The organism is Kitasatospora kazusensis (genome assembly GCF_039529945.1).
Lineage (GTDB): Bacteria > Actinomycetota > Actinomycetes > Streptomycetales > Streptomycetaceae > Kitasatospora > Kitasatospora kazusensis.
In genome coordinates, this window is sequence record NZ_BAAANT010000013.1 from 85688 (window position 1) to 109803 (window position 24116).

The 24116-nt window shown below is 72.3% G+C and carries 20 protein-coding genes; 15 read left to right on the plus strand and 5 right to left on the minus strand.

Annotated features, from left to right (window positions below; translation table 11 throughout):
- Positions 1–228 precede the first annotated feature (228 nt).
- From ABD330_RS14035 to ABD330_RS14055, 5 genes are all read left to right on the plus strand, one after another.
- The gene (locus tag ABD330_RS14035) at positions 229–1560 is read left to right on the plus strand and encodes a hypothetical protein (RefSeq protein ID WP_344464650.1); all 1332 of its coding nucleotides are present in this window, start codon (positions 229–231) and stop codon (positions 1558–1560) included.
- Positions 1561–1759: 199 nt separating this feature from the next.
- Positions 1760–2524: an SDR family oxidoreductase gene (locus ABD330_RS14040; RefSeq protein ID WP_344464652.1), complete on the plus strand. Its 765-nt coding sequence runs from the start codon at positions 1760–1762 to the stop codon at positions 2522–2524.
- 271 nt (positions 2525–2795) lie between these two features.
- On the plus strand, positions 2796–3269 hold the full coding sequence (locus tag ABD330_RS14045) for a transketolase-like TK C-terminal-containing protein (RefSeq protein WP_344464654.1): 474 nt from the start codon (positions 2796–2798) through the stop codon (positions 3267–3269).
- Between the two features lie 429 nt (positions 3270–3698).
- On the plus strand, positions 3699–4349 hold the full coding sequence (locus tag ABD330_RS14050; protein WP_344464656.1) for an isochorismatase family protein: 651 nt from the start codon (positions 3699–3701) through the stop codon (positions 4347–4349).
- Between the two features lie 38 nt (positions 4350–4387).
- A complete protein-coding gene (locus ABD330_RS14055; RefSeq protein ID WP_344464658.1) occupies positions 4388–4945 on the plus strand; it encodes a shikimate kinase in 558 nt (185 codons plus the stop codon).
- Positions 4946–5038: 93 nt separating this feature from the next.
- Here ABD330_RS14055 and ABD330_RS14060 read toward each other — a convergent pair whose 3' ends face one another.
- Complete coding sequence (locus tag ABD330_RS14060) at positions 5039–6136, minus strand: acyltransferase family protein (RefSeq protein ID WP_425555526.1); 1098 nt, start codon at positions 6134–6136, stop codon at positions 5039–5041.
- An 831-nt stretch (positions 6137–6967) separates the two neighbouring features.
- Entirely contained in the window at positions 6968–7597 is a 630-nt protein-coding gene (locus tag ABD330_RS14065) for a ScbR family autoregulator-binding transcription factor (RefSeq protein WP_344464662.1), read from the minus strand.
- Between the two features lie 376 nt (positions 7598–7973).
- On the opposite strand from ABD330_RS14065, the gene ABD330_RS14070 reads away from it, so the two are divergent.
- Positions 7974–8936: a ScbA/BarX family gamma-butyrolactone biosynthesis protein gene (locus ABD330_RS14070; protein ID WP_344464664.1), complete on the plus strand. Its 963-nt coding sequence runs from the start codon at positions 7974–7976 to the stop codon at positions 8934–8936.
- Between the two features lie 20 nt (positions 8937–8956).
- Complete coding sequence (locus ABD330_RS14075; protein ID WP_344464666.1) at positions 8957–9961, plus strand: NAD-dependent epimerase/dehydratase family protein; 1005 nt, start codon at positions 8957–8959, stop codon at positions 9959–9961.
- A 33-nt stretch (positions 9962–9994) separates the two neighbouring features.
- Here ABD330_RS14075 and ABD330_RS14080 read toward each other — a convergent pair whose 3' ends face one another.
- The gene (locus tag ABD330_RS14080) at positions 9995–10633 is read right to left on the minus strand and encodes a ScbR family autoregulator-binding transcription factor (RefSeq protein WP_344464668.1); all 639 of its coding nucleotides are present in this window, start codon (positions 10631–10633) and stop codon (positions 9995–9997) included.
- Positions 10634–10966: 333 nt separating this feature from the next.
- Here ABD330_RS14080 and ABD330_RS14085 point away from each other — a divergent pair, with 333 nt between their 5' ends.
- Positions 10967–12181 carry an IS701 family transposase gene (locus ABD330_RS14085; protein ID WP_344464670.1) on the plus strand — a complete coding sequence of 405 codons (1215 nt, stop codon included), beginning with the start codon at positions 10967–10969 and terminating at the stop codon, positions 12179–12181.
- Positions 12182–12316: 135 nt separating this feature from the next.
- Here ABD330_RS14085 and ABD330_RS14090 read toward each other — a convergent pair whose 3' ends face one another.
- On the minus strand, positions 12317–13210 hold the full coding sequence (locus tag ABD330_RS14090; RefSeq protein ID WP_344464672.1) for a shikimate dehydrogenase: 894 nt from the start codon (positions 13208–13210) through the stop codon (positions 12317–12319).
- A 339-nt stretch (positions 13211–13549) separates the two neighbouring features.
- Between ABD330_RS14090 and asnB the strand changes: the two genes are divergently transcribed.
- From asnB to ABD330_RS14115, 5 genes are all read left to right on the plus strand, one after another.
- Positions 13550–15400 (plus strand): asparagine synthase (glutamine-hydrolyzing), encoded by a 1851-nt coding sequence (gene asnB / locus ABD330_RS14095; protein WP_344464674.1) that lies wholly within the window; start codon positions 13550–13552, stop codon positions 15398–15400.
- A 185-nt stretch (positions 15401–15585) separates the two neighbouring features.
- Positions 15586–16095 carry an AtaL-like protein gene (locus tag ABD330_RS14100; protein ID WP_344464676.1) on the plus strand — a complete coding sequence of 170 codons (510 nt, stop codon included), beginning with the start codon at positions 15586–15588 and terminating at the stop codon, positions 16093–16095.
- A 17-nt stretch (positions 16096–16112) separates the two neighbouring features.
- Entirely contained in the window at positions 16113–17408 is a 1296-nt protein-coding gene (gene aroA / locus ABD330_RS14105; RefSeq protein ID WP_344464786.1) for a 3-phosphoshikimate 1-carboxyvinyltransferase, read from the plus strand.
- Positions 17409–17855: 447 nt separating this feature from the next.
- Positions 17856–19220 carry an FAD-binding oxidoreductase gene (locus tag ABD330_RS14110; RefSeq protein WP_344464678.1) on the plus strand — a complete coding sequence of 455 codons (1365 nt, stop codon included), beginning with the start codon at positions 17856–17858 and terminating at the stop codon, positions 19218–19220.
- Between the two features lie 434 nt (positions 19221–19654).
- Complete coding sequence (locus ABD330_RS14115) at positions 19655–19984, plus strand: hypothetical protein (protein WP_344464680.1); 330 nt, start codon at positions 19655–19657, stop codon at positions 19982–19984.
- Positions 19985–20187: 203 nt separating this feature from the next.
- Here the strand turns inward: ABD330_RS14115 and ABD330_RS14120 are convergent, their stop codons facing one another.
- The gene (locus tag ABD330_RS14120; protein WP_344464682.1) at positions 20188–21117 is read right to left on the minus strand and encodes an EamA family transporter; all 930 of its coding nucleotides are present in this window, start codon (positions 21115–21117) and stop codon (positions 20188–20190) included.
- A gap of 140 nt (positions 21118–21257) precedes the next feature.
- Between ABD330_RS14120 and ABD330_RS14125 the strand changes: the two genes are divergently transcribed.
- Positions 21258–22172, plus strand: a complete 915-nt coding sequence (locus ABD330_RS14125; RefSeq protein ID WP_344464684.1) for a DUF1906 domain-containing protein — start codon at positions 21258–21260, stop codon at positions 22170–22172.
- Between the two features lie 205 nt (positions 22173–22377).
- A complete protein-coding gene (locus tag ABD330_RS14130) occupies positions 22378–24039 on the plus strand; it encodes a long-chain fatty acid--CoA ligase (protein ID WP_344464686.1) in 1662 nt (553 codons plus the stop codon).
- Positions 24040–24116: the final 77 nt, after the last annotated feature.

Here is a 24116-nt window from a genome sequence, read left to right on the forward strand (position 1 = left end):
TTCCCGGGTTCGCCCCGCCCTGCTCCCGCCGTGGGCCACGGTGGGCCAGTAGGCCCGGCCCCGGTGGACCCTGTGCGCGTCCTGGGTCCGGCTCTCCCTCTTGCCGTTGGTTCATGACAATGCGTCAATAGGACCGCGTCCGTGCCGGATCGGGCGCGGGTCGGCAGGTGGCAGGGGCGAGGGCCCGTCCGCTCGCCGATTGCCCGGTCGCTGCTCAGGAGGTTCGCGATGGTTGTGCGGAAACCCGCGAAGGTCCTGGTCGGGAGCCTGGTGCTGGCCTGCCTGGGGGCCGGCGGCGCCATCGCGTTCGGAGGGGCGGAGGCCGGGTCGACGCGAGCCGTGGCGACGGCGGCCATGGGGGGAGCGGCCGGGGCGGCGCCGACCGTCTCGGCGTCGCCGCGCGGGGCGAGTCCGGTGATGAAGCTCAGTGGCTTCGACGGGCCGGTCACGCCGGACGAGATCAAGTCGTTCAGGTCGTACGTCCAGACGCTCACGCCGGCGGCGGACAACATCGGCAACCAGTGGGCCCAGGGCCACAGTGGCGAGGACACCAAGGCGATGGGCCTGGTGTACGAGGTCTCCGCCGACCGGGCGGTGCTCGACCGGATGATCGGCTTCTGCGACGCGGTGCTCTCCGAGCGGGACGACCTCGCGGCCCGCCCGGTCGGGCAGCACGTGCTCTGGACCGGCAAGGTCGGCCCCGCGTGGCCCGACGACGTGGCGGTCACGCCCGTCGCCACCGGCGGCGAGCAGGGCGACCCGGTGGGGCACCTCGCGGACTGCGGCCGGCTCGTCCTGCAGACGCCCGCCCTGTGGCACCAGCCCGTGACGACCGGTGACCCGCACGGCTACGGCGCCACCTACCTCGACCGGGCCAAGAGGTTCGTCGCGGAGGCGGACGCCGCCGTTGACCGGCACATCCTGGCCCGGTTGCTGGACGTCTCGAAGGGCGACCGCCAGTACTTCGCGGCGGATTCGCCCTACAAGGGCGGCCAGCCGGTGCCGTGGAACCAGCAGATGATGTTCGACTACGGCTTCCAGAACCTGGCGGTCGCGCACCAGTTGCTGGGCGACGACCCGCAGCGGGTCAAGCGGTACGACCTGCTGGTGCAGACCAGTGTCGACTGGTTCTTCTCGCAGGTGCGCAAGTACACCGACCACGCCGGGAAGCCGGCGTACGCCTGGGTGTACGCCCCCTCGACGGGCGATCCGGAGGACAACGACCACGGCAGCCTGGACTGCGCGGGCCTGTACCGGGCGTACCTGTCCGGCCGGTACGGCATCACCCCGGCCATGATGGCCCCGCTCGCGAACACCTTCGTGGACGTGATGACCAAGGGCCCCCGCCACTACGCGGGACGCGTGGACGGCACCGACGGCACCGGGAACAGCGCGCCCACCGCCGACGTCCGCAGCGGCTGGCTCCTGATGGCCGAGTTCCGGCCCGACGCCTACCAGAAGCTGATGGCCGCCGACTTCCCGCAGGGGACGACGACGGCGGACGACCAGTTCTCGCGCGCCCTGATGCTGAAGTTCCGGCGGAACAAGCCGAAGAGCTGACCCCCGGCCCGGCGTCGAACGGGACCGGTGTCGTCGCGCCCTGGTGTTCCCGGGCCAGGGGCACCGGCGCGGGTCCTCGGCGTCCGCCGCGCGGCGAACATCTGTTCCGGTCCGGGTATTGCTCCGCCGGGCCGACGCCGCAAAGATCGCTCGGGGGTCGGTCGCTGACGGTCGGTCATGAGTGACAGGGGGGCTACTGATGGGTGCACTTGACGGTAGAACGGCTCTGGTGACGGGAGCCAGCCGGGGGATCGGGCGGGGGATCGCGCGGCGGCTGGCCCGGGACGGCGCGCTGGTCGCGGTCCACTACGGCGGCAACGAGCCGGCGGCGCGGGAGACCCTCGCGCTGATCGAGCAGGACGGCGGCCGGGCCTTTCCGGTCCAGGTCGAGCTGGGCGTGCCGGGGGACGCCGAGGCGGTCTACCGGCGGTTCGACGAGGCTCTCGAAGGGCTCGGCGAGCGGCCCGGCCTCGACATCCTGGTCAACAACGCCGGTATGAGCGTGTCCGCGAGCATCCACGAGGTGACCTCGGAGAACTTCGACCGGCTGGTCGCGGTCAACGCCAAGGCGCCGCTGTTCCTCATCCAGCACGGGCTGCGGCGGATGCGGGACGGCGGCCGGATCGTGAACGTCTCGTCGGTCGCCACCCGGATCGCCTTCCCGAGCGGCGTGCCGTACGCGATGACCAAGGGCGCGGTCGAGACGCTGACCCTGGCGCTGGCCAAGGAGTTGGGCGAGCGGGGGATCACGGTCAACGTGGTGCTGCCGGGCTTCGTGGCCACCGACATGAACGCCCGGCGGCGGACGACCCCCGAGGCGATGGCCGAACTCGCGGCGATGTCGGTCTTCGACCGGGTCGGCGACCCGAAGGACGTCGCCGACATCGTCGCCTTCCTGGCTGCCGACGACTCCCGGTGGATCACCGGCCAGCGGATCGACGCGAGCGGCGGCACCCAGCTCTGACCCCGAACCGCTCCCGCCCGGCGCGCAGCCCGCGCCTGCCCTGACCGGCGTCGCTCCCGCCCAGCTGACGAAGTCCGCCGCCGGCGGTTGCGGGCCTGCCGGTGGCTGAGGAGAGTTGGGTGGGCCCGAGCCATGTGCGGTACCTCGGAGAGGAGCCCTGAGTCTTCTGATGACACTTCACATAGGAGGCAGGAAGGGCCGGTTCGAGTGGATCGGGCCTGACGGCAGGGTGGCCGAGGTGGCTTCCGGGCATGACCGTCCGTCCGCTTCGGTGAGCCTCGGTCAGGGCGCCGACGTCGCCGACATCGCGGCTCGCGGTGGGTACGTGCTGGTGGAGGCGGGCGTCGGCAAGGGTGAGGGCGGTAGGAGCGGTGGCGGTCCGGCGGTGATCCTGATCGCGACCCCCGGTGAACTGGCCGTCGCGCTGCGGGCCCGGGAGATCCTGGAATGCGAGGGGACGCCGACCAGGGTGGTCTCGATGCCGTGCGCGAAGTGGTTCGAGGAGCAGGACGCGCAGTACCGGGAGTCGGTCCTCCCGGCGGCCGTCCGGGTCCGCGTCTCGGTCAAGTCGGCGTCGGCGCTGGGCTGGTACGTCATGCTCGGCGCGGCCGGCGAGTCGCCGGGGCTGGACCAGTGCGGCCTCTCCGCGCCGTACCAGGCCCTCCACGAGCAGCTCGGCTTCGCGCCCGAGCGGGTCGCCGCGCAGGCGCGTTCGTGTCTGGCCCAGGAAAGCCGGCGCGGCTGAGCACCCCGGCCGACAGCGGCCACCAGGAGTCGAGCGGGGCCCGATCACCGGCAGCCGAGGTGATCGGGCCCCGCTCCGTGTCCGCCGGTCCCGTCCGCCGGTCCCGTCTGACGGAGTCGGCCCCGGAGTTTCCGGTACGGGCCGCATCTGGCGGAGTCCGACGGCCGGACCGCCGGATCGTGGCCGACGGACGGAAAAGGACGCCGGTATTCACCCGGAATAGTGATGTCCGGGAATATTGAATGGTTTATTTGAAAGCTGCTGACCGCCCGATTCCAGGGTACCTGACGAAGTTTTTCGGCCGCCGTTGACCGGCCCGATCGGCCTACCCAGACTCATGGAGAAAGGGAGTCCGTCGCGAGATCGCCGGTTTACGGGGGTTGCCACGGAATGTCAGCCGACGCACTTGAGAGGAATGAGAGGAAACCGATGGCAATCCCGGCCATCTCCCCCTACCCGATGCCGGGCCTGGGCGACCTGCCGACGAACACCGCGCAGTGGGCGGTGGATCCGGCGCGCGCGGTCCTGCTGATCCACGACATGCAGAAGTACTTCCTGCGCCCGTTCGCCGCGGGCGGGTCCCCGGTGACCGAACTGGTCCGCAACGTCACGCTGCTGCGGGAGCGCTCCGCGGCTCTCGGGATCCCGGTGGCCTACACCGCGCAGCCCGGCGGAATGACGGACGAACAGCGCGGCCTGCTCAAGGATTTCTGGGGCCAGGGCATGGGTGCCGACCCCGAGCACCAGGAGATCGTCGACCAGGTCCGACCGGCCGACGGCGATCTGGTGCTCACCAATTGGCGCTACAGCGCGTTCTTCCGCACCGAACTGCTCGCGTTCATGCGGGCGCAGGGCCGCGACCAGCTGATCGTATGCGGTGTGTACGCGCACATCGGTGTGCTGATGACGACCTGCGACGCCTTCACGTACGACATCCAGCCGTTCCTGGTCGGCGACGCCGTCGCCGACTTCTCCCGGGAGTACCACTGCTCGGCCCTGAAGTACGCGGCCGAGCAGTGCGCGATGACAGTGCTCACCGACACGGTGCTGGCCGGGCTCGGCCGGGTCCGCCGCAGCTGAGAAGAGTCCGCCGGATCTGAGAGGAAAGGGGAGCCGTCATGGCGAACACGGGGGACGCGCAGCCGGTGGGCCGGCCGGACGCGGAACCGTCGGCCCGCGACAAGCCGATGGCCGTACTGATCGGCGCACCGGGATCGGGCAAGACGACGGTCGGGCGACTGCTCGCCCGGCGGCTCGGGGTGGGCTTCCGGGACACCGACGCCGACATCGAGACCGTGTCCGGTCTGCCCGTCCGCGACATCCTGCGGTACGAGGGCGAGGCCCACTTCCGGGTACGGGAGCGGGAGATGGTGCGCCGCGCACTGGCCGAGCACCGGGGTGTGCTCGCGCTCGGCGGCGGCGCGGTCCTGGAGGAGGCGACCCAGCGGCTGCTCCGTCGTCACCTGGTGATCCATCTCGCCGTTCCGGAAGGGCAGTTGGCGCGGCGGCTCGGATCGGCCAAGGGCCGGGTGCTGCTGTCCGACGACCCGCCGGGCCGGCTCCGCACGATGGTCACCGTCCGGACGCCGATCTACCGTCGGCTGGCCACGTACAACGTGTCCGGGGACGGGCCGTCCCGGGCGGTCGCCGCGCGCTGCGGCGCCCTCTTCCCCTGAACCGGTCGACCGTCCTCCCTGGGAGGGGCGAGGGAGGACGGTCGGCCGACCCGGTGGGCGGTTCGGCAAGGGCCGGGTTCGGTGCGCGGGCGCTCAGACCGCGGCGGTCTCCTCGTTGGCCGGCTGCGCGGAGGCGCTGCGCTGGGACGGGATCTGCGCCGAGGCGCTGCTCGGAGCCAGGCGGCGCATCAACGGGTTCTCCACCCCGACGTTCAGCAGCCAGGCCAGCGCCAGGCTGATGCCGAAGAGCAGCAGCAGGACGCCGAAGGCCACCGGTGCGCTGTAGTGGCCCCCGCCCATCGCCGTCCGCCCGACGATCAGGACCGAGGCGTGCACCAGGTAGAAGGCGAAGGAGACCTCACCCAGCCGGACCATCACCCGGCTCCGGAACGGGGAGGACTGCGCCTGGAGGTCGGCGGTCGCGGCCGCCGGGATCACCAGCGCGATCGGGATCACGGTCGCGGCGACCAGCCCGTAGAGCGGCGGCACCGACAGCGCCACCAGGTATCCGGCCACGGCGATCAGCAACGCGGGCTTCAGCCGGAGGTTGATCCAATGCCCGGTCAGCACGATCCGCGCCATCAGCATGCCGAGTACGAACTCCAGCATCCGGACCGGTGGGAAGACGTAGACGAACCAGTAACGGTAGACCGAGGCGGCGAAGTTGGGGGCCATCGGCCCGCCGTGGATCAGGGCCGTGGCGATCGCCGGGAGGCAGATCACCAGCGCGGCCACCAGGCCGGCCCAGAGCCAGAGGCGGCCGGGGGCGATCTTGCGGATGCCGCGGGCCAGCAGCGGGAAGCAGAGGTAGAAGAAGAGCTCGCAGGAGAGCGACCAGCTGGGGATGTTCACGCCGAAGAACGCGCTGAAGCGCGGCACCCAGGCCTGGAGCAACAGGACGTTGGGTATCCAGTCCTGCAGCGCGGTGGTCGCACCGGCGTAGAGGGCCATCGCCGCGGCGAAGGTGACCAGGTGGTTGGGGAAGAGCTTGACGGCCCGGCGGCTCCAGAACCGGCCGTTGTCCGCGCCGGGTTTCGAGCTCCAGAACAGGACGAAGCCGCTGAGGACGAAGAAGAAGGAGACACCGACTCCGCCGAACCGGCTGAAGACATGCCCCACCGCCGTCGCGGTCCGGCCGGAGTACGGGGTGATGGCCGGGTTGCTGAGTGAGGAGTGGAAGAGGAACACCATGACCGCCGCCACGAACCGGAGTCCCGTGAGCGAGGGCAGTCTTGACAGGTGTGTTCGAGGTGCTGCGAGGTCGTGCCCCGACGCCATGCTGCTCATGAAGCGGTCCCCCCTGGGATGTCCGAGTCAGATGTCCGAGTCAGTGGATTGAGACACACACGTGCCGCTTGCTCCCGGTAGGGCGCGTTGCGGCGGTGGTGCAGCCTTGTTGGGCCCAGTGCCTTCGTGCCTTTGTGCGGTCGACGGGGTTCCGGTGGTCGGGAGCCGGGTCGGGCGGTGCGGAGGTGCGAGCTTCCCCCCAGGAAGTGGACACCAGGGTTCCGGACGGCGAGCGTGATCCTACGGGACCTCGTGACCGGTTCGCCTGGCAGCCGGGTCAAGCTTGAAGCAAGAGTCTATGGTGAGTTGGTGACGGTTCGTCAGCAATTTGTTCCGTCCCCCCCGGCGCCGATGCGGGGAAGAGGGCCGCTGGCCTGCGGTGGTGGGAATCGGGCTCGCAATGCCGGTGGGCCGATGGTTTGTACGGTGGTTTGTGCGGAGGTGTGTTCCGGCTCGCCGCATTTCTTCGGACAGGCCGCCCTGACGATCCGCTCCGACGGGCCGTCGGCCGTTCCGCCGGTCGGCGTGTCCGGCGCCGCGCGCGCCGAACTGACCGGCGGGTCACGCCGGTTGGAGTTGCCAGGAGTCGCCGGGAGTCGCCGGGAGTCGATGGGAGCCGGTTCGCGTCGCGTACGCAGCGGCGTCGTCCCGGACGGTCCCCGGTACTCCTCGGTGTCGGGCGCCGCCGTGGCGGCCATCGAGGAGTACCGGTCCCCTCTCAGGGGTGAGGACCTGTCAGGAGCGCGAACGGCGGGCGGGCTTCGAGCCCGCCGGGTTGAGCTCCGGGAGCCGCTCGGGCGGGACCAGGCCCGGCAGGAGCAGCGTCCAGAAGTCCTTCAGTCGGTGGAGCAGGTCACGCCGGTTGGACAGCGCCTGGGAGGTCAGCTGGATGCCGGCGAAGGAGGCGGTGACCGTCTCCGCCACGGCGCTGGGGTCCAGCCCGGGCAGCAGATCGCCGCTCTCCTCCGCGCGGACGACCAGCGACCGCACCAGGGACGCGCTGGCCTGGTAGGCGTCGCGGTCCGGGTTCTCGAAGGTCCCCTGCTCGATCACCAGCCGGACGGCGGCGCGGATCATCGAGTCGTTCAGGAGAGCCCTGGCGTAGGCCATGGTCAGGTCGATGACGGCCTGCATGCCGGGCGCCGCGATGTCCTGCATGTCCAGCCAGGGTGACTGTTCGGCGACGACTGCGAGAGCCAGCTCCTCCTTCGAGGTGAAGTGGAAGTAGACAGCGCCTTTCGTCACGCCGGCCACGGAAATGATCTCGGCCATGGTGGCCGCGGCGTATCCCCGCCGGTCGAAGACATCGGCAGCGGCTCGGAGGATCTCCTGCCGGGTCTGCACTGCTCGGGCCTGCTGGACCATAATTCTCCTGACTCGTGTACCACCCCCTACAAACCGACCGGATGGTACTCTACTCTTGCTTGGGGCGGCCTTGAGACCAGGTTAAGGGGAAGCCCTGGCATCAGGTATCCGCAGGCCGGACGGGGTGTGTCCGAGCCCGCGACGACCACGAGTTCTGGGAATCGGTCCGTCCGTACGGGCCGGTGCTTTCCGGAGTCCGGCCGTTCGGCCGGACTCCTGCCGACGCGGCGCTTGGCGAGGTGGCTGTCCCTCGTCCATCCGAGCTGCCGCCAGCGGCGGGCCCTTCAACAGCTCCATCGGCGAGCCGGTCGGCCGGCTCGCCGAGCGCGTTCGACCAATGGTCAGTAATGCACAGCTACTCGTCTAGGGGGACCACATGGGGTCAGTACTGACGGACGCCACCTGCCTGTTGACCGCAGGGCGGCCGAGCAATGACGATTCCGAGCTCCACCAGCAGACCGTTCCCCGCCGCTACGTCCACCGCGCCTCCGTCTCGGAGGTCCTGCTCACCGGATGGCGGCGGATCGCTCCCAACAGGTTCCTGCTGGGGGCCCAGTGGCCGCGTACCCACAGCCTCTACCGCCCGGTCGCCGGGGTCTACGACCCGCTGATGCTGGCCGAGACGGTGAGACAGTCCGGCCTGCTGATAGCCCACGTGGGCTACGGCGTTCCGCTGGACTACCCGTTCCTGATGTGGGACCTGGCCTACCAGACCGAGCCGGAGTGGATGACCGTCGACTCGGCGCCCGCCGATCTGCTGGTCGCCGTGACCTGCGAGGAAGTCCGCTCCCGGCGCGGGGTCATGGCCGGGATGACCTACCGGGTGGACGTGTACCGGGGCGGTGAGCGGATGGGCGGCGGCAGCGCGCGCTTCGACTGCATGGCGCCCGGCACGTACGCCCGGCTCCGGGCGCCGTTCCTGGCCGGCGGCCCGGTCGGGATGGTGCCGGCCCAGGAGGCCCGCCGCCCCGAGGCCGCCGCCAACACCGTGCTGGTGCCCACGGGTGTGCCGAACAGCTGGCAGATCCAGGCGGACCGGCGCAACCCGGTGCTGTTCGACCACCCCGTCGACCACGTCCCGGGGATGGTGCTGGTGGAGGCGATGCGGCAGGCCGCGGCCAGCCTGTCCGACGGGCGGCCCGTCGCTCCGTTCGAGCTCGAAACCAGCTTCATCCGCTATGCGGAACTGCACCAGCCCGTGCACGTCCGGGTCTGCCCCGGTCCCAAGGGTGAGGACCAGGGGCTCGCGGTCGGGGTGGTGCTGGAGCAGGCCGGCGAGCCGGTGGCCCAGGGCTTTCTCCAGCTCAGGCCGCTGCCGGTCGAGCAGCCCGCCTTCTAGTGGCGAGACGTCCAAATCAGGTGAGTACCAACCGCGTTCTTGTCACGGGAGGCGCCGGGTTCATCGGCGCCGAAGTACTACGGGCACTACAGCTTCTTGTTGATGGTCAGTCAAAGAAGTCTTCGTCATGTTACACGCTGAGGGTGCTGGCGCACCAACGTGACCCGTCGACCCTGCGGGAAAGGGGCACGTCCGGCCCCGCAGGGCCGATGCCGGTCGAGGTGGTGCACGGGGATCTCGGGGACGCCGCCTCGCTGCGCGGCATCTGCACCGGGGTGGACACGGTCGTCCACCTCGCCTCCCTGATCGGGGGGGATGCCGAGTCCTGCCACCGGGTCAACGTGCTGGGGACGGGCGCGCTGCTCGCCGAGGCGCAGCGGGCCGGCGTCCGGCGGATCGTCCAGCTCAGCACCACGGCGGTCTACCGGGACGGCGTCCACCGGGGTGCGACCGAGTCCGCGCTCCCGCTGGAGCCGGGTTCGGTGACCAGCCGCACCCGGCTCCAGGCCGAGCGCCTGGTGCTCGCGGCGGGCGGGACGGTGGTCCGGCCGCACCTGGTCTACGGCAGGGGGGACACCTGGGTGATCCCCGCGGTGGCCGAACTGCTGGGGCGGATGCCGCACTGGATCGACGGCGGCCGGGCCAGGGTCTCCATGATCGCTGTGGACGACCTGGCCCGGGCGCTGGCGGCCCTCGTCCTGGGGCCGCCGAGCCCCGGTGGCGGCCAGGTCTACCACGCGTGCCATCCGGAGCCGGTGCGGGTGCGTGACCTGCTGACCCTGGTCTCGGGGCAGCTGGGCCTCCCGCTGCCGTCCGGCGACCTGCCCTACGAGCAGGCGGTCGCGCGGCTGGTCGCCTCGGAGGGCGCACACTGGGCCAGGCGGCTCTCGCTGCTGGGGGTCGACCACTGGTACGAGAGCTCCCGGCTGTGGCAGAGGACCGGGTGTGACCCGGGCCCCGGCCTGGCCGGTCGTTTTGCGGACCATGCGCCCTGGTACCGCGCGCGGTCCGGGGCCGGAGGGTGAGGTCGGTCGGGTACGGGCCGGCGGGGGAGCCGGTCAGAGCGGCAGCGGCGGCTCGTTCCTGCGGGTCGTCCGGATCCGCTCCCAGTGGTCGGGCGCCATCAGTGCGGGCAGGAGGGCCTGCCACACGCCGGCGGTCACCTGCGGGCTCAGCCAGCCCCGGTCCTGCCGGGACAGGATCTCGATGCCGGCGGTCGCGGAGACCAGCAGCGTGGTCGCCTGGTGCAGCACGGCGTGCGAACTCAGCTCCTGGGCGGCCGCCGCCCGGGCCAGCTGACGGCCGACCAGCTTGGTCCAGCCCGGGTAGGGGCTGGGGGAGCGTTCCTTGTCCAGCCCGGGTTCGTCGGTGAGCCGCAGGCCCGCGCGGAACACCACGTCCCGGTCGAGCTGCTCGGCCAACCCGTGGCTGAGGTCGACCAGGTACTGGACGGCCGAGGTCTCCGGGGTGCGCGAGGCCAGTACGATCCGGCGCAGCTGGTCCCGCGACTCGGCCATCACCGCTTCGGCCAGCTGCTCCTTGGAGCCGAAGTGGAAGTAGAGGGCACCCTTCGACACACCGGCGAGCTGAGCGATCTCGTTCAGCCCGGTCATCGCGAAACCTCTGTGGTCGAACGATGCCGCCGCGGCCTGGATGATGAGGTGCCTTGTGCGTGCGGTCCGTTCCTGGGGGGGCATCACTTCTCCCTCGTGATGGAGCGCGGCCGGGCTGTCGCTACGGTCTCCGTCAGGGGGCCGCCGGGGGAGCCGACCACCTCGGTCCTTGCCGGGGGGTCATGGGCTGGCGCGTATGGGTGGAGCGTTTACGTGTCATCATAACAAACCAACCAAGCGGTATCGATAGGCCGGACCGGATCCGCGAACTCGGCTGGCTGATAACGCTTCAGCTCTAGAAAACCAACCAGTCGGTTCGATATGGTGCTTCATGTCAGAACCTCGCGTCTGGCCTCGGGTGCCGATCCGTGCCCGCAGGCGCCGGCGTCCGTGAGCGCAGAGGAGGAGTCGAGAGCTGTGGAAAGTGTCATAGAGCGGGACGTTCCGGAGCAGCCCTGGGGAGACGTGGCCGATGACTTCGTCACCGAGTTCTCCCGTCGGATGCTGGCCTCCCTCAAGCGCCGCGACCAGCGGGCCCGGGGCGAGTGGTACATCAACGGGCTGCTCTCCGTCCCGGGACGCAAGTCCATGCGGGCACTGGCCTCCGTCGCGGGGCACGGAGCAGCCGAACAGAGTCTGCACCACTTCATCAGCGACTCCTCCTGGGGCTGGCTGCCCGTCCGCCAGGCCCTCGCCCGCCACCTCGACCGGGTGATGCTGCCGCAGGCCTGGGTGCTCAACTCGATGGCCATCCCGAAGGCGGGCGAACACTCCGTCGGCGTCGAGGAGTCCTTCCGGACCGAACTCGGCCGGGTGGTCAACAGCCAGCAGGCGTACGGAGTCTGGCTCGCGCACGAGGACATGAGCGCGCCGGTCAACTGGGATCTGATCCTGCCGCCCGAGTGGCTGGAGGACGCCGAGCGCAGGCGCCGGGCGAAGATCCCCGACGACGTGGCCGCCGCCACCCCCGAGCTGTGCGCGGTGAACACCGTGGTCGCACTCGCCCGGCCCGAATGGGGCCTGCGGCGGCGCCCGGCGGTGCTGGACGCACGCGAACTCGACGCCTCCGTCCTGGTCGAGGAGTTCACCCGGCGGGGTGTGCCGTTCGTGATGCGGGTCAGCGGCTCGACCCGGCTGGTCGGCTACGACCTCAGCCTGCCCGGACGCGGCGAACGCCTCTTCCAGGCCCAGCAGTTGGTCGAGTGGGCGAAGCGGTTCTCCCGTCCGGTCGGCTGGGTGGACCCGGACTACTCGATCACCCGCTCCATCCTGGTCAGCGGCACCCGGGTGACCATGCCCGCCGTCCGCCGCGCGGGCGGCCAGCTGCCGCCGGAGCGCGCCCTGACCCTGGTCGGCGGCTGGTCCGGCCCCAAGGGCAAGCCCGCCGAGCTCTGGCTGTCGAACCTGATCGAGGTGCCGCCGGTCGCGCTGCTGCGGCTCGGCCGTCTCACCCGACGGGTGGCCAAGGACTTCTCCGAGGTCAGCGCGAAGGTCGGCATGCGGGACTTCGAGGGCCGCTCGTACGCCGGCTGGCACCGGCACGCCACCCTCTGCTCGGTGGCACACGCGATCTCGGCCCTCTCCTCCGCCCGCCGCCAGAGCTTCGACAAGTCGCAGGAGCTCTCGGCGTGACGCAGGTCGCCCTGGCGGCGAGGGACAACCCCCTGGGGGCGCGGGGGGTGCCCCCTTCGCGCGCAGTTCTCCCCCAGCCTTCGGCCGGGAGGTGCCCCCACGCGCCCCTGGACAGTAGGGGGGCCGGGGGCGGGGTCAGCCCGCTCGGCGGGTCAGTTCGGCCTGGCCGGCGTCCCGCATGGCGGCGAGGGGGATGTCGGTCCGGCCGGTTATCAGCTGGATCTGGCCGGCGACCTGGTGGGTGAGCAGGGAGAGGCCGTCGACCACGGTGCTGCCGGCGAAGCCGGCGGCCTTGGTGAGCCGGGTCGGCCAGGCCGAGCAGACCACGTCGAAGATCGCCGCCCGTGAGTGCACGATCGCCGCGGCGTAGGCGTCGGCCGCTCCCGCGGGCAGGGTGGAGACGACCAGCCCGGTGCCGTGCAGCAGCCCGTCCAGCCGGTCGAAGGTGTGCACGTCGATCGCCATGCCGAGCCGTCCGGCCGCCGCGTGCGCCTCGGCCGCCCGGCTGCGCTCCCGCACCACCACCACGGGCTCCTTCACCCCCAGCTCGCCGAGCGCGGCGAGCGCCGAGCAGGCGGCCGTGCCGCCGCCCAGCACGACGGCGGAGCCGGGTGCGTGCACCCCGGCCTCCCGCAGCGCGGTGAGGATGCCGTACACGTCGGTGTTGTGGCCGTAGGTGCGGCCGTCGCGGAACACCACCGTGTTCGCGCCGCCGACGTCCATCGCCAGGTCGGTCACCTCGTCGACCAGCGGCAGCACGGCCCGCTTCAGCGGTGTGCAGAGCGAGAGCCCGGCCCAGGAGTCGTCGAGTGAGTCGATCAGGGCGGCCAGGCCGCTCTCCTCGCAGTCGACCGTCGCACTGCTCCAGCCCGGTCCCATGGCCTGGAGCGCGGCCTGGTGCAGGACGGGTGAGAGCGACCGGTCGACCGGGAAGCCGAGTACGGCGGTCCGGCGGCCGGACCGGCCGCCGCGCGGCTCGGTGCTGCCCGTACCGGTCCTGAGGTCCATGGTCCTGAGAGCTGCGCGCATGGTGGGTGGGACTCCTTCCGCTGCGGGGCACGGGGGCCGGACGGACTGCTTCTCGGTTCTCCCATGTTCCTGCCAGCTTAGGGAGCACGGTAGCCGAGGCGGCCGAACTCGATGACACAGAGTCATCTCCGGGCCGAGCTGATGCACCGCCGCCGCTACTTCATCAGCGTCCGGTACGCCGGGGCCGCCCGGGGCGGCGGGGGTGGTTGGGCCGAACGGGAAGCGTGGTTTGGCCCGGCGCCACCGGGTGCGGGACGATTCCGGCGATGTCCCGGTACGCGAGCCGCGACCCCGTTGACCTGGCTCGACGACCGGCTCAGCCAGGAGGTCCGAAGGCGTATGTGCGGTCTGGCCGGCTGGGTCGGCTTCCAGCGGGACCTCACCGGCCGGTCCGGCGCGGTGGCGGCGATGACCGCGACGATGGAGTGCCGGGGTCCGGACGACGGCGGCCTCTGGGCCGGCGCCCACGCGGTGCTCGGCCACCGGCGGCTGGCGGTCATCGACATCGAGGGCGGCCGGCAGCCGATGGCGGCCGGCCGGCCCGAGGAGCCGCTCGCCGTCCTCGCCTACACCGGTGAGGTCTACAACTACCGTGAACTGCGTACGGAGTTGGCCGCGCTCGGGCACGAGTTCCGGACAGTGAGCGACACCGAGGTGGTGCTGCACGCCTACCTGCGCTGGGGCGAGGCCTTCGCCGAGCGGCTCAACGGCATCTTCGCCTGCGCGGTCTGGGACCCGCGCTCCGAGGAGCTGCTGCTCGTCCGCGACCGGATGGGCGTCAAGCCGCTGTACTACTACCCGATCTCGGACGGCGTCCTGTTCGGGTCCGAGCCCAAGGCGATCCTGGCCCACCCGGAGGCGGAGGCGGTCGTCGACACCGAGGGCCTCTGCGAGATCTTCGGCATCGTCAAGACACCCGGCCACGCGGTGTTCCGGGGCATGGCCGAGGTGCGTCCCGGCACGACCGTGCGCTTCGGGCGGTCCGGCCGGACCGGGCGGACGTACTGGCGGCTCCGGGCCCGCGCGCACACCGACGACCTCGACACCACCGTCGCCACCGTCCGCGCGCTGCTCACCGACATCGTCGAGCGGCAGCTGTACGCCGACGTGACCGTCGGCACGCTGCTCTCCGGGGGCCTGGACTCCAGCGCGATCACCGCGCTCGCGGCGCGGACGCTGGCCGCGCAGGGGGCCGGGCCCGTCCAGGCGTTCTCGGTCGACTTCGCCGGCTACCGGGCGGGGTTCCGCGCCAACGCGCAGTGGGACGCACCCGACACCCCCTTCGCCGTCGAGGTCGCCGAGTTCGTCGGGGCCGAGCACACCGTCCTGCTGCTGGACAACGCGGACCTGCGCGACCCGCAGGTCCGCGCCGACGCCCTGCGGGCCCAGGACCTGCCGGTCTCCAGCGGTGACATGGAGTACTCGCTGCTGCTGCTCTGCCGTGCGCTGAAGCAGCGGATGACGGTCGCCCTGTCGGGTGAGGCGGCGGACGAACTCTTCGGCGGCTACCCGTGGTTCCACGACCCGGCGGCGGTCGGCGCCGACACCTTCCCCTGGCACCACCCGTTCGAGCAGCTCGGCGGGATCGGCGCGCTGCGCGCCGTCGGCCTCTGGGACCGGCTGGGCCTCGACGCGTACGTCAAGTCCCGCTACGCCCAGGCGCTGGCCCAGATGCCCAGGCTCGCCGGGGAGACCGGCCACGAGGCGCGGATGCGCGAGGTCACCTACCTCAACCTGACACGGTGGGAGAACTTCCTGCTGGACCGCAAGGACCGGCTGAGCATGGCCGCCGGCCTGGAGGTCCGGGTGCCGTTCACCGACCACCGCCTGGTCGAGTACGTCTACAACACCCCCTGGGCGATGAAGAGTTTCGACGGCCGCGAGAAGAGCCTGCTGCGGGCCGCGATGCGCGGACTGCTGCCCGACTCGGTGCTGGAGCGCCGCAAGAGCCCGTACCCCTCCACCCAGGACGAGGGCTACGAACGGGCCCTGCGCGCCGAGTTGGCGGCGATCCTGGTGGAAGGATCCCCGTTGCTCGGGCTGGTCGCCGAGCCGGACGTCCGCGCGCTGCTGGCCGCCCCGGCCGGGGCGTACGGTGTCGGCGGGCCGTGGAGCGCCCGGGCCGTGCTGGAGCGGCTGGTCGAGTTCGACGGCTGGGTTCGCGCGTACCGGGTCCGGGTCGAACTCTGAGGCCGGGCGGCCGGCCGCCCGCGTCCGGGAGCTGCCGGGAGCTGCCGGGAGTGGCCGAGGGAGGCCGAACTCTGCTGTCCGGCAAGAGTTCTGACGAAGTATGCCGACCGTCGTTGCCGCCCCCGGGTGGGTCGGACAGAGTTCTCCGGGAGAGCGGTCGGCAGGTTTCTCAGGGGGAGAGTGCGATGTCAGGGATAACCGTGTCCTGGACCCGTGCGGTCGGCACCGGCAGTACGGGTGGCGACGGCGAGTACGGCTCCGAGACCGCGTCGCTCGACGCGCGGCAGCTCTGGGCGCAGCTCCTCCACAAGGCCGAGAACCCGGTCCCGTACACGCCGGCGATCACCCGGTGCACCATCCTGGACCGCTTCCCCGGCGGCTTCACGAGGGAGATCGTGCGGGACGGCCGGCCGGTCTTCCAGCGGGTCGAGATCGGACCGGGGGAGCGGATCGTCTTCCGCCAGCCCGGCGACCCCGAGACCGAGTTCATCACGAACGAGGTCGGCCGCGACGAGGACGGCCGGCTCGCGCTGACGATCTCCGTCCGACTGGCCCCGGGGGCCGCCGCGAAGGCGCTCCGGGAGAGCCGTCTCCTGGAGGCGGCCGACGCCTACTTCACCGACGCGCTGCACTCGGCGGTCGAGGAGATCCGCGCCACGGCGGGCGGGTTCACCACACTGTCCGCAGTGGCCTGAGGGAGACTCAGATGAGCATGGACCTAGCGGTGGCCGACGTCCGGACCGAGCCGGCGACGGCGCCCCGCGCACTGACCGCCCGGATACCGGGCTCGAAGAGCATCACCAACCGGGCGCTGCTGCTCGCCGCGGCGGCCTCCGGGACCACCCGGCTGGACGGCCCGCTGGACAGCGAGGACACCGTCGCCTTCCGCAAGGCCCTGACCGACCTCGGCGTCAAGGTCGAGACCGGTCCGGACGCCTGGCTGGTGCACGGCACCGGCCGCGCGCCCACCGGCCCGGCGCGGATCTGGTGCGCGGACGCGGGCACGGCGGCGCGCTTCCTGCCGGTGCTCGCCGCCGCGGGCCGGGGCGAGTTCCTCTTCGAGGGCAGCGAGCAGCTGACCGGCCGCCCGCTCGGACCGCTGGTCAAGGCACTGGCCGAGCTCGGCGCCGAGGTCCGGCCCGGCGCCGGCGGCGGCCTGCCGCTGACGATCGACGCCCGGGGGCTGACCGGCGGCGAGCTGCTGCTGGACGCCTCGACCAGCAGCCAGTACCTGACCGGCCTGCTGCTGTCGGCGCCACTGATGCGCGAACCGCTCACCATCGCGGTGAACGGCCTGGTCAGCCGCCCGTACGTCGCGATGACCCTCGCGCTGATGCGGAGCTTCGGCGCCGAGGTGACCATCCTGACCTGCCGCCAGGGCGGCTCCGTCCGGGTGGAGCCGGGCGGGTACACCGGCCGCACGCTCCGGATCGAGCCGGACGCCTCCACCGCCTCCTACTTCTTCGCGGCCGCCGCCGTGACGGGCACCCGGGTCACCGTGCCGCACCTGGGCCGCGACAGCCTCCAGGGCGACCTGAGGTTCGTCGAGGTGCTGGCCAAGGCCGGCGCCGAGGTGGAGGTCGGGGCCGACGCCACCACCGTGACGGGCACCGGCCCGCTGCGCGGCGGCTTCGAGGTGGACATGGGAGACATCTCCGACACCTTCATGACGCTGGCCGCCGTCGCCCCGCTCGCCGACGCCCCGATCACCGTCCGGGGGATCGGCCACGCCCGGCTCAAGGAGTCCGACCGGATCGCCGCCGTCGCCGGCAACCTGCGGGCGCTCGGCATCCAGGTGGAGGACGGCCCCGACCGGCTCACCGTCCACCCGGGACGCCCGGCGGCGGGCACCATCGCCTGCCACCGGGACCACCGGATCGCGATGGCCTTCTCGGTACTCGGACTGCGGGTGCCGGGCCTCGTGCTCGACGACCCGCGCTGCGTGGGGAAGACCTTCCCCGGCTTCCACGAGGAGCTCCGCCGGCTCTTCGGCGAGCAGGCCCGCTAGCGGGCTCCCTCCGGAACACGCCTGCGGAGCAGGCCCACAGGAGCACGCCTGCGAGCCGCGAGCGCGACTCTGGGCCGCCGCAAGGCCGCCGTACCATCCTGGGCGCAGAACGCCGCCCCCTGAACCAGGCCGAGAGCCGCCGCCGCACCGAAGACTCCCCCAGCTGACGGTGCGGCTGGATCTCGCGCCAACCGGTCCGGACTGTCACCCCCCCGACAGCCCGGACCCGGCCCCGAGGACCGGGCCCGGCACGGTTCCCCAAAACCGCGCCGGGCCCGGCCACCTCTCCCACCCCGGCCGGCCCTTCCGCGCTGGCCGGCCCCTCCACCCCGGCGCCCCTTCCACGCGGCCCGGGCGGGGCCCACCGCGACGGCGCCCGACGGTCTTGCCTCCGGCCGTGCCGAGGGGCAGAGTGCGAGCCCGGGCACCATGAGCGTGGAGGCTGTCGTGAGCGATCTGACCGATCGGCTGGTACGGGGTCTGCCGCCGGGCGCCGTCGTGGTGGATCCGGACGTCACGGCGGGGTACCGCCACGACATGGCGGGGTTCTGCGAGGCCGGGGAGCCGGCCGTGCTGGTCTTCCCCGAGACGGTCGAGCAGGTGCAGCACGTGCTGCGGACGGCCACGGAGCTCCGCGTGCCGGTGGTGCCGCAGGGCGCCCGGACGGGGCTGTCCGGCGGCGCCAACGCGGTGGACGGCTGCATCCTGCTCTCGCTGGTGAAACTGGACCGGATCCTGGAGATCGACCCGGTGAACCGGATCGCCGTCGTCCAGCCGGGCGTGGTGAACGCCGAGCTGTCCCGGGCGGTGGCCGGACACGGGCTGGCGTACCCGCCGGACCCGTCCAGCTGGGAGTCCTGCACGATCGGCGGCAACATCGGCACCGGCGCGGGCGGGCTGTGCTGCGTGAAGTACGGGGTGACCAGCGAGTACGTGCTCGGGCTGGACGTGGTGCTGCCGGACGGCCGGCTGCTCACCACCGGCCGTCGGACCGCCAAGGGTGTCGCGGGCTACGACCTGACCCGGCTGCTGGTCGGCTCGGAGGGGACGCTCGGGGTGGTGGTGCGGGCGGTGCTCGCGTTGCGGCCCGCGCCCGCTCCGCAGCTGGCGCTGGCGGCGGAGTTCCCGAGTGCGGACGCGGCCTGCGCGGCGGTCTGCGAGGTGATGGCCCGGGGGTTCACCCCGTCGCTGATGGAACTGATGGACTCGACCACCGTCCGGGCGGTCAACGCGATGGCGCGGATGGGCCTGCCCGACTCCACCCGGGCGCTGTTGCTGGTCGCCTTCGACAGTGTCGATCCGGCGGCCGAGCTGGCGGCGGTGGCCGAGCTCTGCCGGGCGGCCGGAGCGACCGAGGCGGTGCCGGCCGAGAGTCCGGCGGAGTCCGAACTCCTGCTCCAGGCCCGGCGGCTGGCCCTCCCCGCGCTGGACCGGCTGGGCACCACGATGATCGACGACGTGGCGGTGCCGCGCTCCCGGATGGCGGAGATGCTGCGCGGGGTGGCCGGGATCGCCGAGCGGCAGGCGCTCACCATCGGGGTGGTCTGCCACGCGGGTGACGGCAACACCCACCCGGTGGTGGTCTTCGATCCGGCCGACCCGGCGGAGACGGACCGGGCCCGGCGGTCCTTCGACGAGATCATGGCGCTCGGCCTCGCCCTGGGCGGCACCATCACCGGGGAGCACGGCGTCGGCCTGCTCAAGCGGGACTGGCTGGCCCGCGAGCTCGGCCCGGTCGGGCTGGAGGTCCAGCGCGGGGTGAAAGCGGTCTTCGACCCGTTGGGAATCATGAATCCGGGTAAGACTCTCTGAAGGTCATTAAAATAACCGTCCTACGCATTCGGCGCCCCGGCTGAAACCGACGGGAAGAATGGCCGGTTACTCCTTCCGAGGGGCGGGTGCCTGGCCGAATGCGCCGGGGGCGATACGCCTCCGCTCGCCGATCCCGCGTACGCGCCCCCCGAATGGCCCCCGAGGATGCGGCCGTTCGGGGGAAATACCAGGTGATCGGTGGTGCGTCCGCCCGGAGGTGGCTATTCCCCGGCCATGCGGCCCGGCCCCGAAGTCACGCTAACGGGCGAAAAAGACAACGCGTGCTGGCGGTACGCCGATCCGCCGAGGCAGTCTTTCTCTCGGCGTCGCAGCCCGCAGGAGTTCGTCTGGCCGCGAACTCCCGCATACAGCAAGAGATTTAGGCACCACTTGTCTTGCAGCTCTGACGGGCTGTCAGCTCCCTGGAGGCATACATGGCTCGTACTCGCACCACTCGACTGGTCGGTCTGCTCGTCGCCGCCCCGCTCGCCGCGGGCCTGCTGTTCGCCGGTGCCGGAGCGGCCGCGGCGGACGACGGCGCCGCGGCCGGCCACGGATCGAACAGCAGCGTCGTGGACAACTACGGCAGCGGCAACATCTTCGGCTCGGTGGACGGAAACTACAACGCGACCCAGCAGACCGCCACGGGCGCGGGTGCCTCCAACCAGAACAACAACCTGCAGGTGAAGGACAACTCCGGCCTGGTCTTCGCCGACCAGTCCAACAAGAACTTCCACTTCGTCTTCGCGCCCGTCTTCAACTGACGGCGGGGCGCCGGCGGCGGGGGCGCCGCCGGTGCGCGCCGGACGCCCGGGTGGATGAGCTGAGCATCCGCCCGGGGCGTCCCGGCGCGGGGAGAGAACGCAGGACTCGGGGAGCGGGAAGGGTCACCGGCCCCTGAGGTGCACGGTGGGCGGTGCCGGCGCCGGCACCGCCCACCGTCACATCCGCCCGGGGGCGGTCCGGTTCACCGCCGCCCGGCGAGGGTCGCCCCGACGCTGGCCGCCACCACGCAGCCGATCCCGGCCAGCTGCGGCCACCCCAGCAACTGCCCGAGCACCGCCAGCCCCACCAGCGCGCTCACCGCGGGCTCCAGGCTGACGATCACGCTGAACACCCGCTGCGGCATCCGCCGCAGGGCCGTCATCTCCAAGGCGTACGGGATCACCGGCAGCAGCAGCGCCACCCCGGCCACGCCCAGCAGCAGCGTCCCGGGCGAGTCCGCCCCGGCCAGCCCGTGCCAGGCCTGGCCGAGTCCGAACGGCGCGAGCGCCAGGGCGCCGATGCTGATCGACACCGCGAGCCCCTCGAAGCCCTGGAAGGCGGCGCCGACCTTGTCGGTGAACAGGATGTAGGCGGCGTAGCAGGCCGCCGCGCCGAACGCGTACAGCAGCCCGACCGGGTCCAGCGCGCCGCCGGTGCCGCCGCCGCCGGAGTCCCCGGCGGACCCGAACAGGGTCAGCAGTGCGACCCCGCCCCCGGCCAGCAGCGCCCACAGCAGGTGGGTCGCCCGCCGGGACAGTGCCAGGGCCACGCCGAGCGGGCCGAGGAACTCGATGGTCGCCGCGGTGCCCATCGGCAGCCGGTCCACCGCGCCGGCGAAGAGCAGGGTCATCCCGGCCGAGGCGAGCCCGAGCACCACCGCCGAGCCGAGATCCCGCCTGCTGCGGCCGCGCAGCTTCGGCCGGGTGGCGGCGAGCAGTACGCCGGCGGCGGCCAGCAGGCGCAGGAAGGTCGTGCCCTCGACGCCGAGCCGTCCGAACAGCGGCTTCGAGAACGCGATGCCGAGCTGCACCGCGAACATGGCGGTGACGCAGAGCAGCGGCGCCGGGATCCCTCCCTGGCGTCGCAACGGGTTCGAGGCGGCGGACGGCTCGTAGGAGCTGGCGGTGGACATACCGGAGTTTTACGTAATGACCGCTCATCGTGCAAGCCCATTACCATCAGCTGGACGGGCACCGCTGACCAGGTGAACGGGCACCGCGCCCCCGGCGCGCCTCGGGCCGTTCGGTGACGACGGATCAGTACCAAGAGAAGATGCGCTACTTAGGCTCGACGGCCCTCACGGCGGCCACGCTCGTCCTGCTCATCGCCACCGACCACCCCGTCCGTGAGGCGGCCGCGGCCACCGGACCGGTCCGCACCGTCCAGCTGGCCGCCTCGGCCACGGCGGTGCCCCGCGCCCCGCTGCCGCCGCCGACCGTGCTGCCGGACCCGGCCCGGCGGCGGGACGCCCCGCCGGGCCGGACCTTCACCGGCGCCGGGTTCGACACCTGCACGGCGCCGCCCCTCGGCACCATGAAGGCCTGGCGCGGATCCTCCCCGTACGGCGCCGTCGGCATCTACAGCAGCGGCAGCCGGCGCGCCTGCGACCAGCCCCGGCTCACCGCCGAGTGGGTGCGGCAGGTGCGGGCGATGGGGTGGCAGCTGCTCCCCACCCACGTCGGCCTGCAGGCGCCGTGCAGGGCGACGAAGGAGAAGACGGGACGGATCGACCCGGCCCGCGCGGTCGACCAGGGGCGGAGCGAGGCGGCGGAGGCCGTGCGCGGGCTGCGCGCGCTCGGGCTGGGCCGGGGCAGCGCGGTCTACCTGGACATCGAGTACTACCCCGGCGGTGACGCCGGCTGCGCCAAGGCGGTGGTCGACTTCACCCTCGGCTGGACCCAGGCCCTGCACGGCGCGGGCTACCGCGCGGGCTTCTACGCCGGCGCGGACTCCGGCATCCGCGACCTGGACGCCGCCGCCCGGGCCGGCGCGGCCCCGATGCCGGACGCCGTCTGGTACGCCCGCTGGGACGACCGGGCCGCCGTCGACGGCAGCGGGTACCTGCACCCGGACCTCTGGGTCCGGCACCAGCGCGTCCACCAGCACCACGGCGACGTCGAGGAGACCTATGGCGGCGCGACGCTCACGATCGACCGCGACCAGCTGGACGCGCCGGTCGCGCTCTGAGCGTTCTGAGGGCCCTGAGGGGTCCGAGGGCTCCCCGGGGCCCGGCCGCTTCGGTGGGCTCGTGCGCCCGGAGTGAGCCGCTGGTCTCACTCCGTCGCCAGTAGCTGACATCCGGCGCCCCGGGCGCCACAATCGGGCTTGGACAGTCCCGGCTACCGGCCAGTAGCGGGCTGCCGTCCAGCCCGCCCGGTCAAGGAGGACCCGCGTGTTCAGCACGATGCAGGACGTCCCGCTCACCGTCGCCCGCATACTCGTCCACGGGTCCACCATTCACGGCCGCTCCACCGTGACCACCTGGGACGGCACCGGCCCGGTCACCCGCAGCTACGCGGAGGTCGGCGCCCGGGCGGCCCGGCTCGCGTACGCGTTGCGCGACGAGCTCGGGGTCACCGGCGACCAGCGGGTCGCCACCTTGATGTGGAACAACGCCGAGCACCTGGAGGCGTACTTCGCCGTCCCCGCGATGGGCGCGGTGCTGCACACGCTCAACCTGCGGCTGCCCGCGCACCAGCTGGCGTTCATCGTCAACCACGCCGCCGACCACGCGATCATCGTGGACGGCTCGGTGCTGCCGCTGCTCGCGGGCGTCCTGCCGCAGCTGGACCCGACCCTCAAGCACATCGTGGTCAACGGCCCGGGCGACCGCTCGCTGCTGGCCGGCTTCGCCGGAACCGTCCACGACTACGAGACGCTGATCGCCGGCCGGCCCGACGACTACCCCTGGCAGACCGACCTCGACGAACGCCGGGCGGCCGCGCTCTGCTACACCTCCGGCACCACCGGGGACCCGAAGGGCGTGGTCTACAGCCACCGTTCGGTCTACCTGCACTGCCTCCAGGTCAACGCGGCGGACAACTTCGCGCTCACCTCGCGGGACACCGCGCTGCCGGTCGTGCCGATGTTCCACGTGAACGCGTGGGGGGTGCCGCACGCCGCCTTCATGTCCGGCGCCAACCTGCTGATGCCCGACCGCCACCTCCAGCCGAAGCCGCTCGCCGAGATGATCTCGCAGGTCCGGCCGACCGTCGGCGCCGCCGTCCCGACCATCTGGAACGGCCTGCTGGACGAGCTGGACGCCGGTGACTACGACACCTCCTCGCTGCGGATGGTGGTGATCGGCGGCTCGGCCTGCCCGCCCGCCCTGATGCGCGGCTTCGAGGAGCGGCACGGCATCAGGGTGGTGCACGCCTGGGGCATGACCGAGACCTCCCCGCTCGGCACCTTCGCCAGCCCGCCCGGCGGCCTGACGCCCGAACAGGAGTGGCCCTACCGGGTCACCCAGGGCATCTTCCCGGCCTCCGTCGAGGCCCGGCTGGCCGGGCCGGGCGGCGAGTTCGTGCCGCACGACGGCGCCAGCGCGGGCGAGCTGGAGATCCGCGGGCCGTGGATCGCCGGTGCGTACTTCGGCGGCGCCGGGCAGGACCCGGAACGCCCGGACGATAAGTTCAGCGAGGACGGCTGGCTGCGGACGGGTGACGTCGGCACCATCACGCCCGACGGGTACCTGACCCTCACCGACCGGGCCAAGGACGTCATCAAGTCCGGCGGCGAGTGGATCTCCTCGGTCGAGCTGGAGAACGAGCTGATGGCCCACCCCGAGGTCGCCGAGGCCGCCGTCGTCGCCGTCCCCGACGAGAAGTGGGGCGAACGCCCGCTGGCCACCGTCGTCCTCCGCCCCGGCGCCTCGGCGGACCTGCGCGACCTGCGGGCCTTCCTGGCCGAGCGGATCGCCTCCTGGCAGCTCCCCGAGCGCTGGACGATCGTCGAGACCGTCCCGAAGACCTCCGTCGGGAAGTTCGACAAGAAGGTCATCCGTGCCCGGTACGCCGCAGGCGAGCTGGACGTCACCCTGCTCGGCAAGGAGTAGCGACCGCCACCGGTACGGTCCGGCCCCCGCTCGCGGGGGCCGGACCCGCACGGTGACCGGCACCTGCCCGGCCGTCG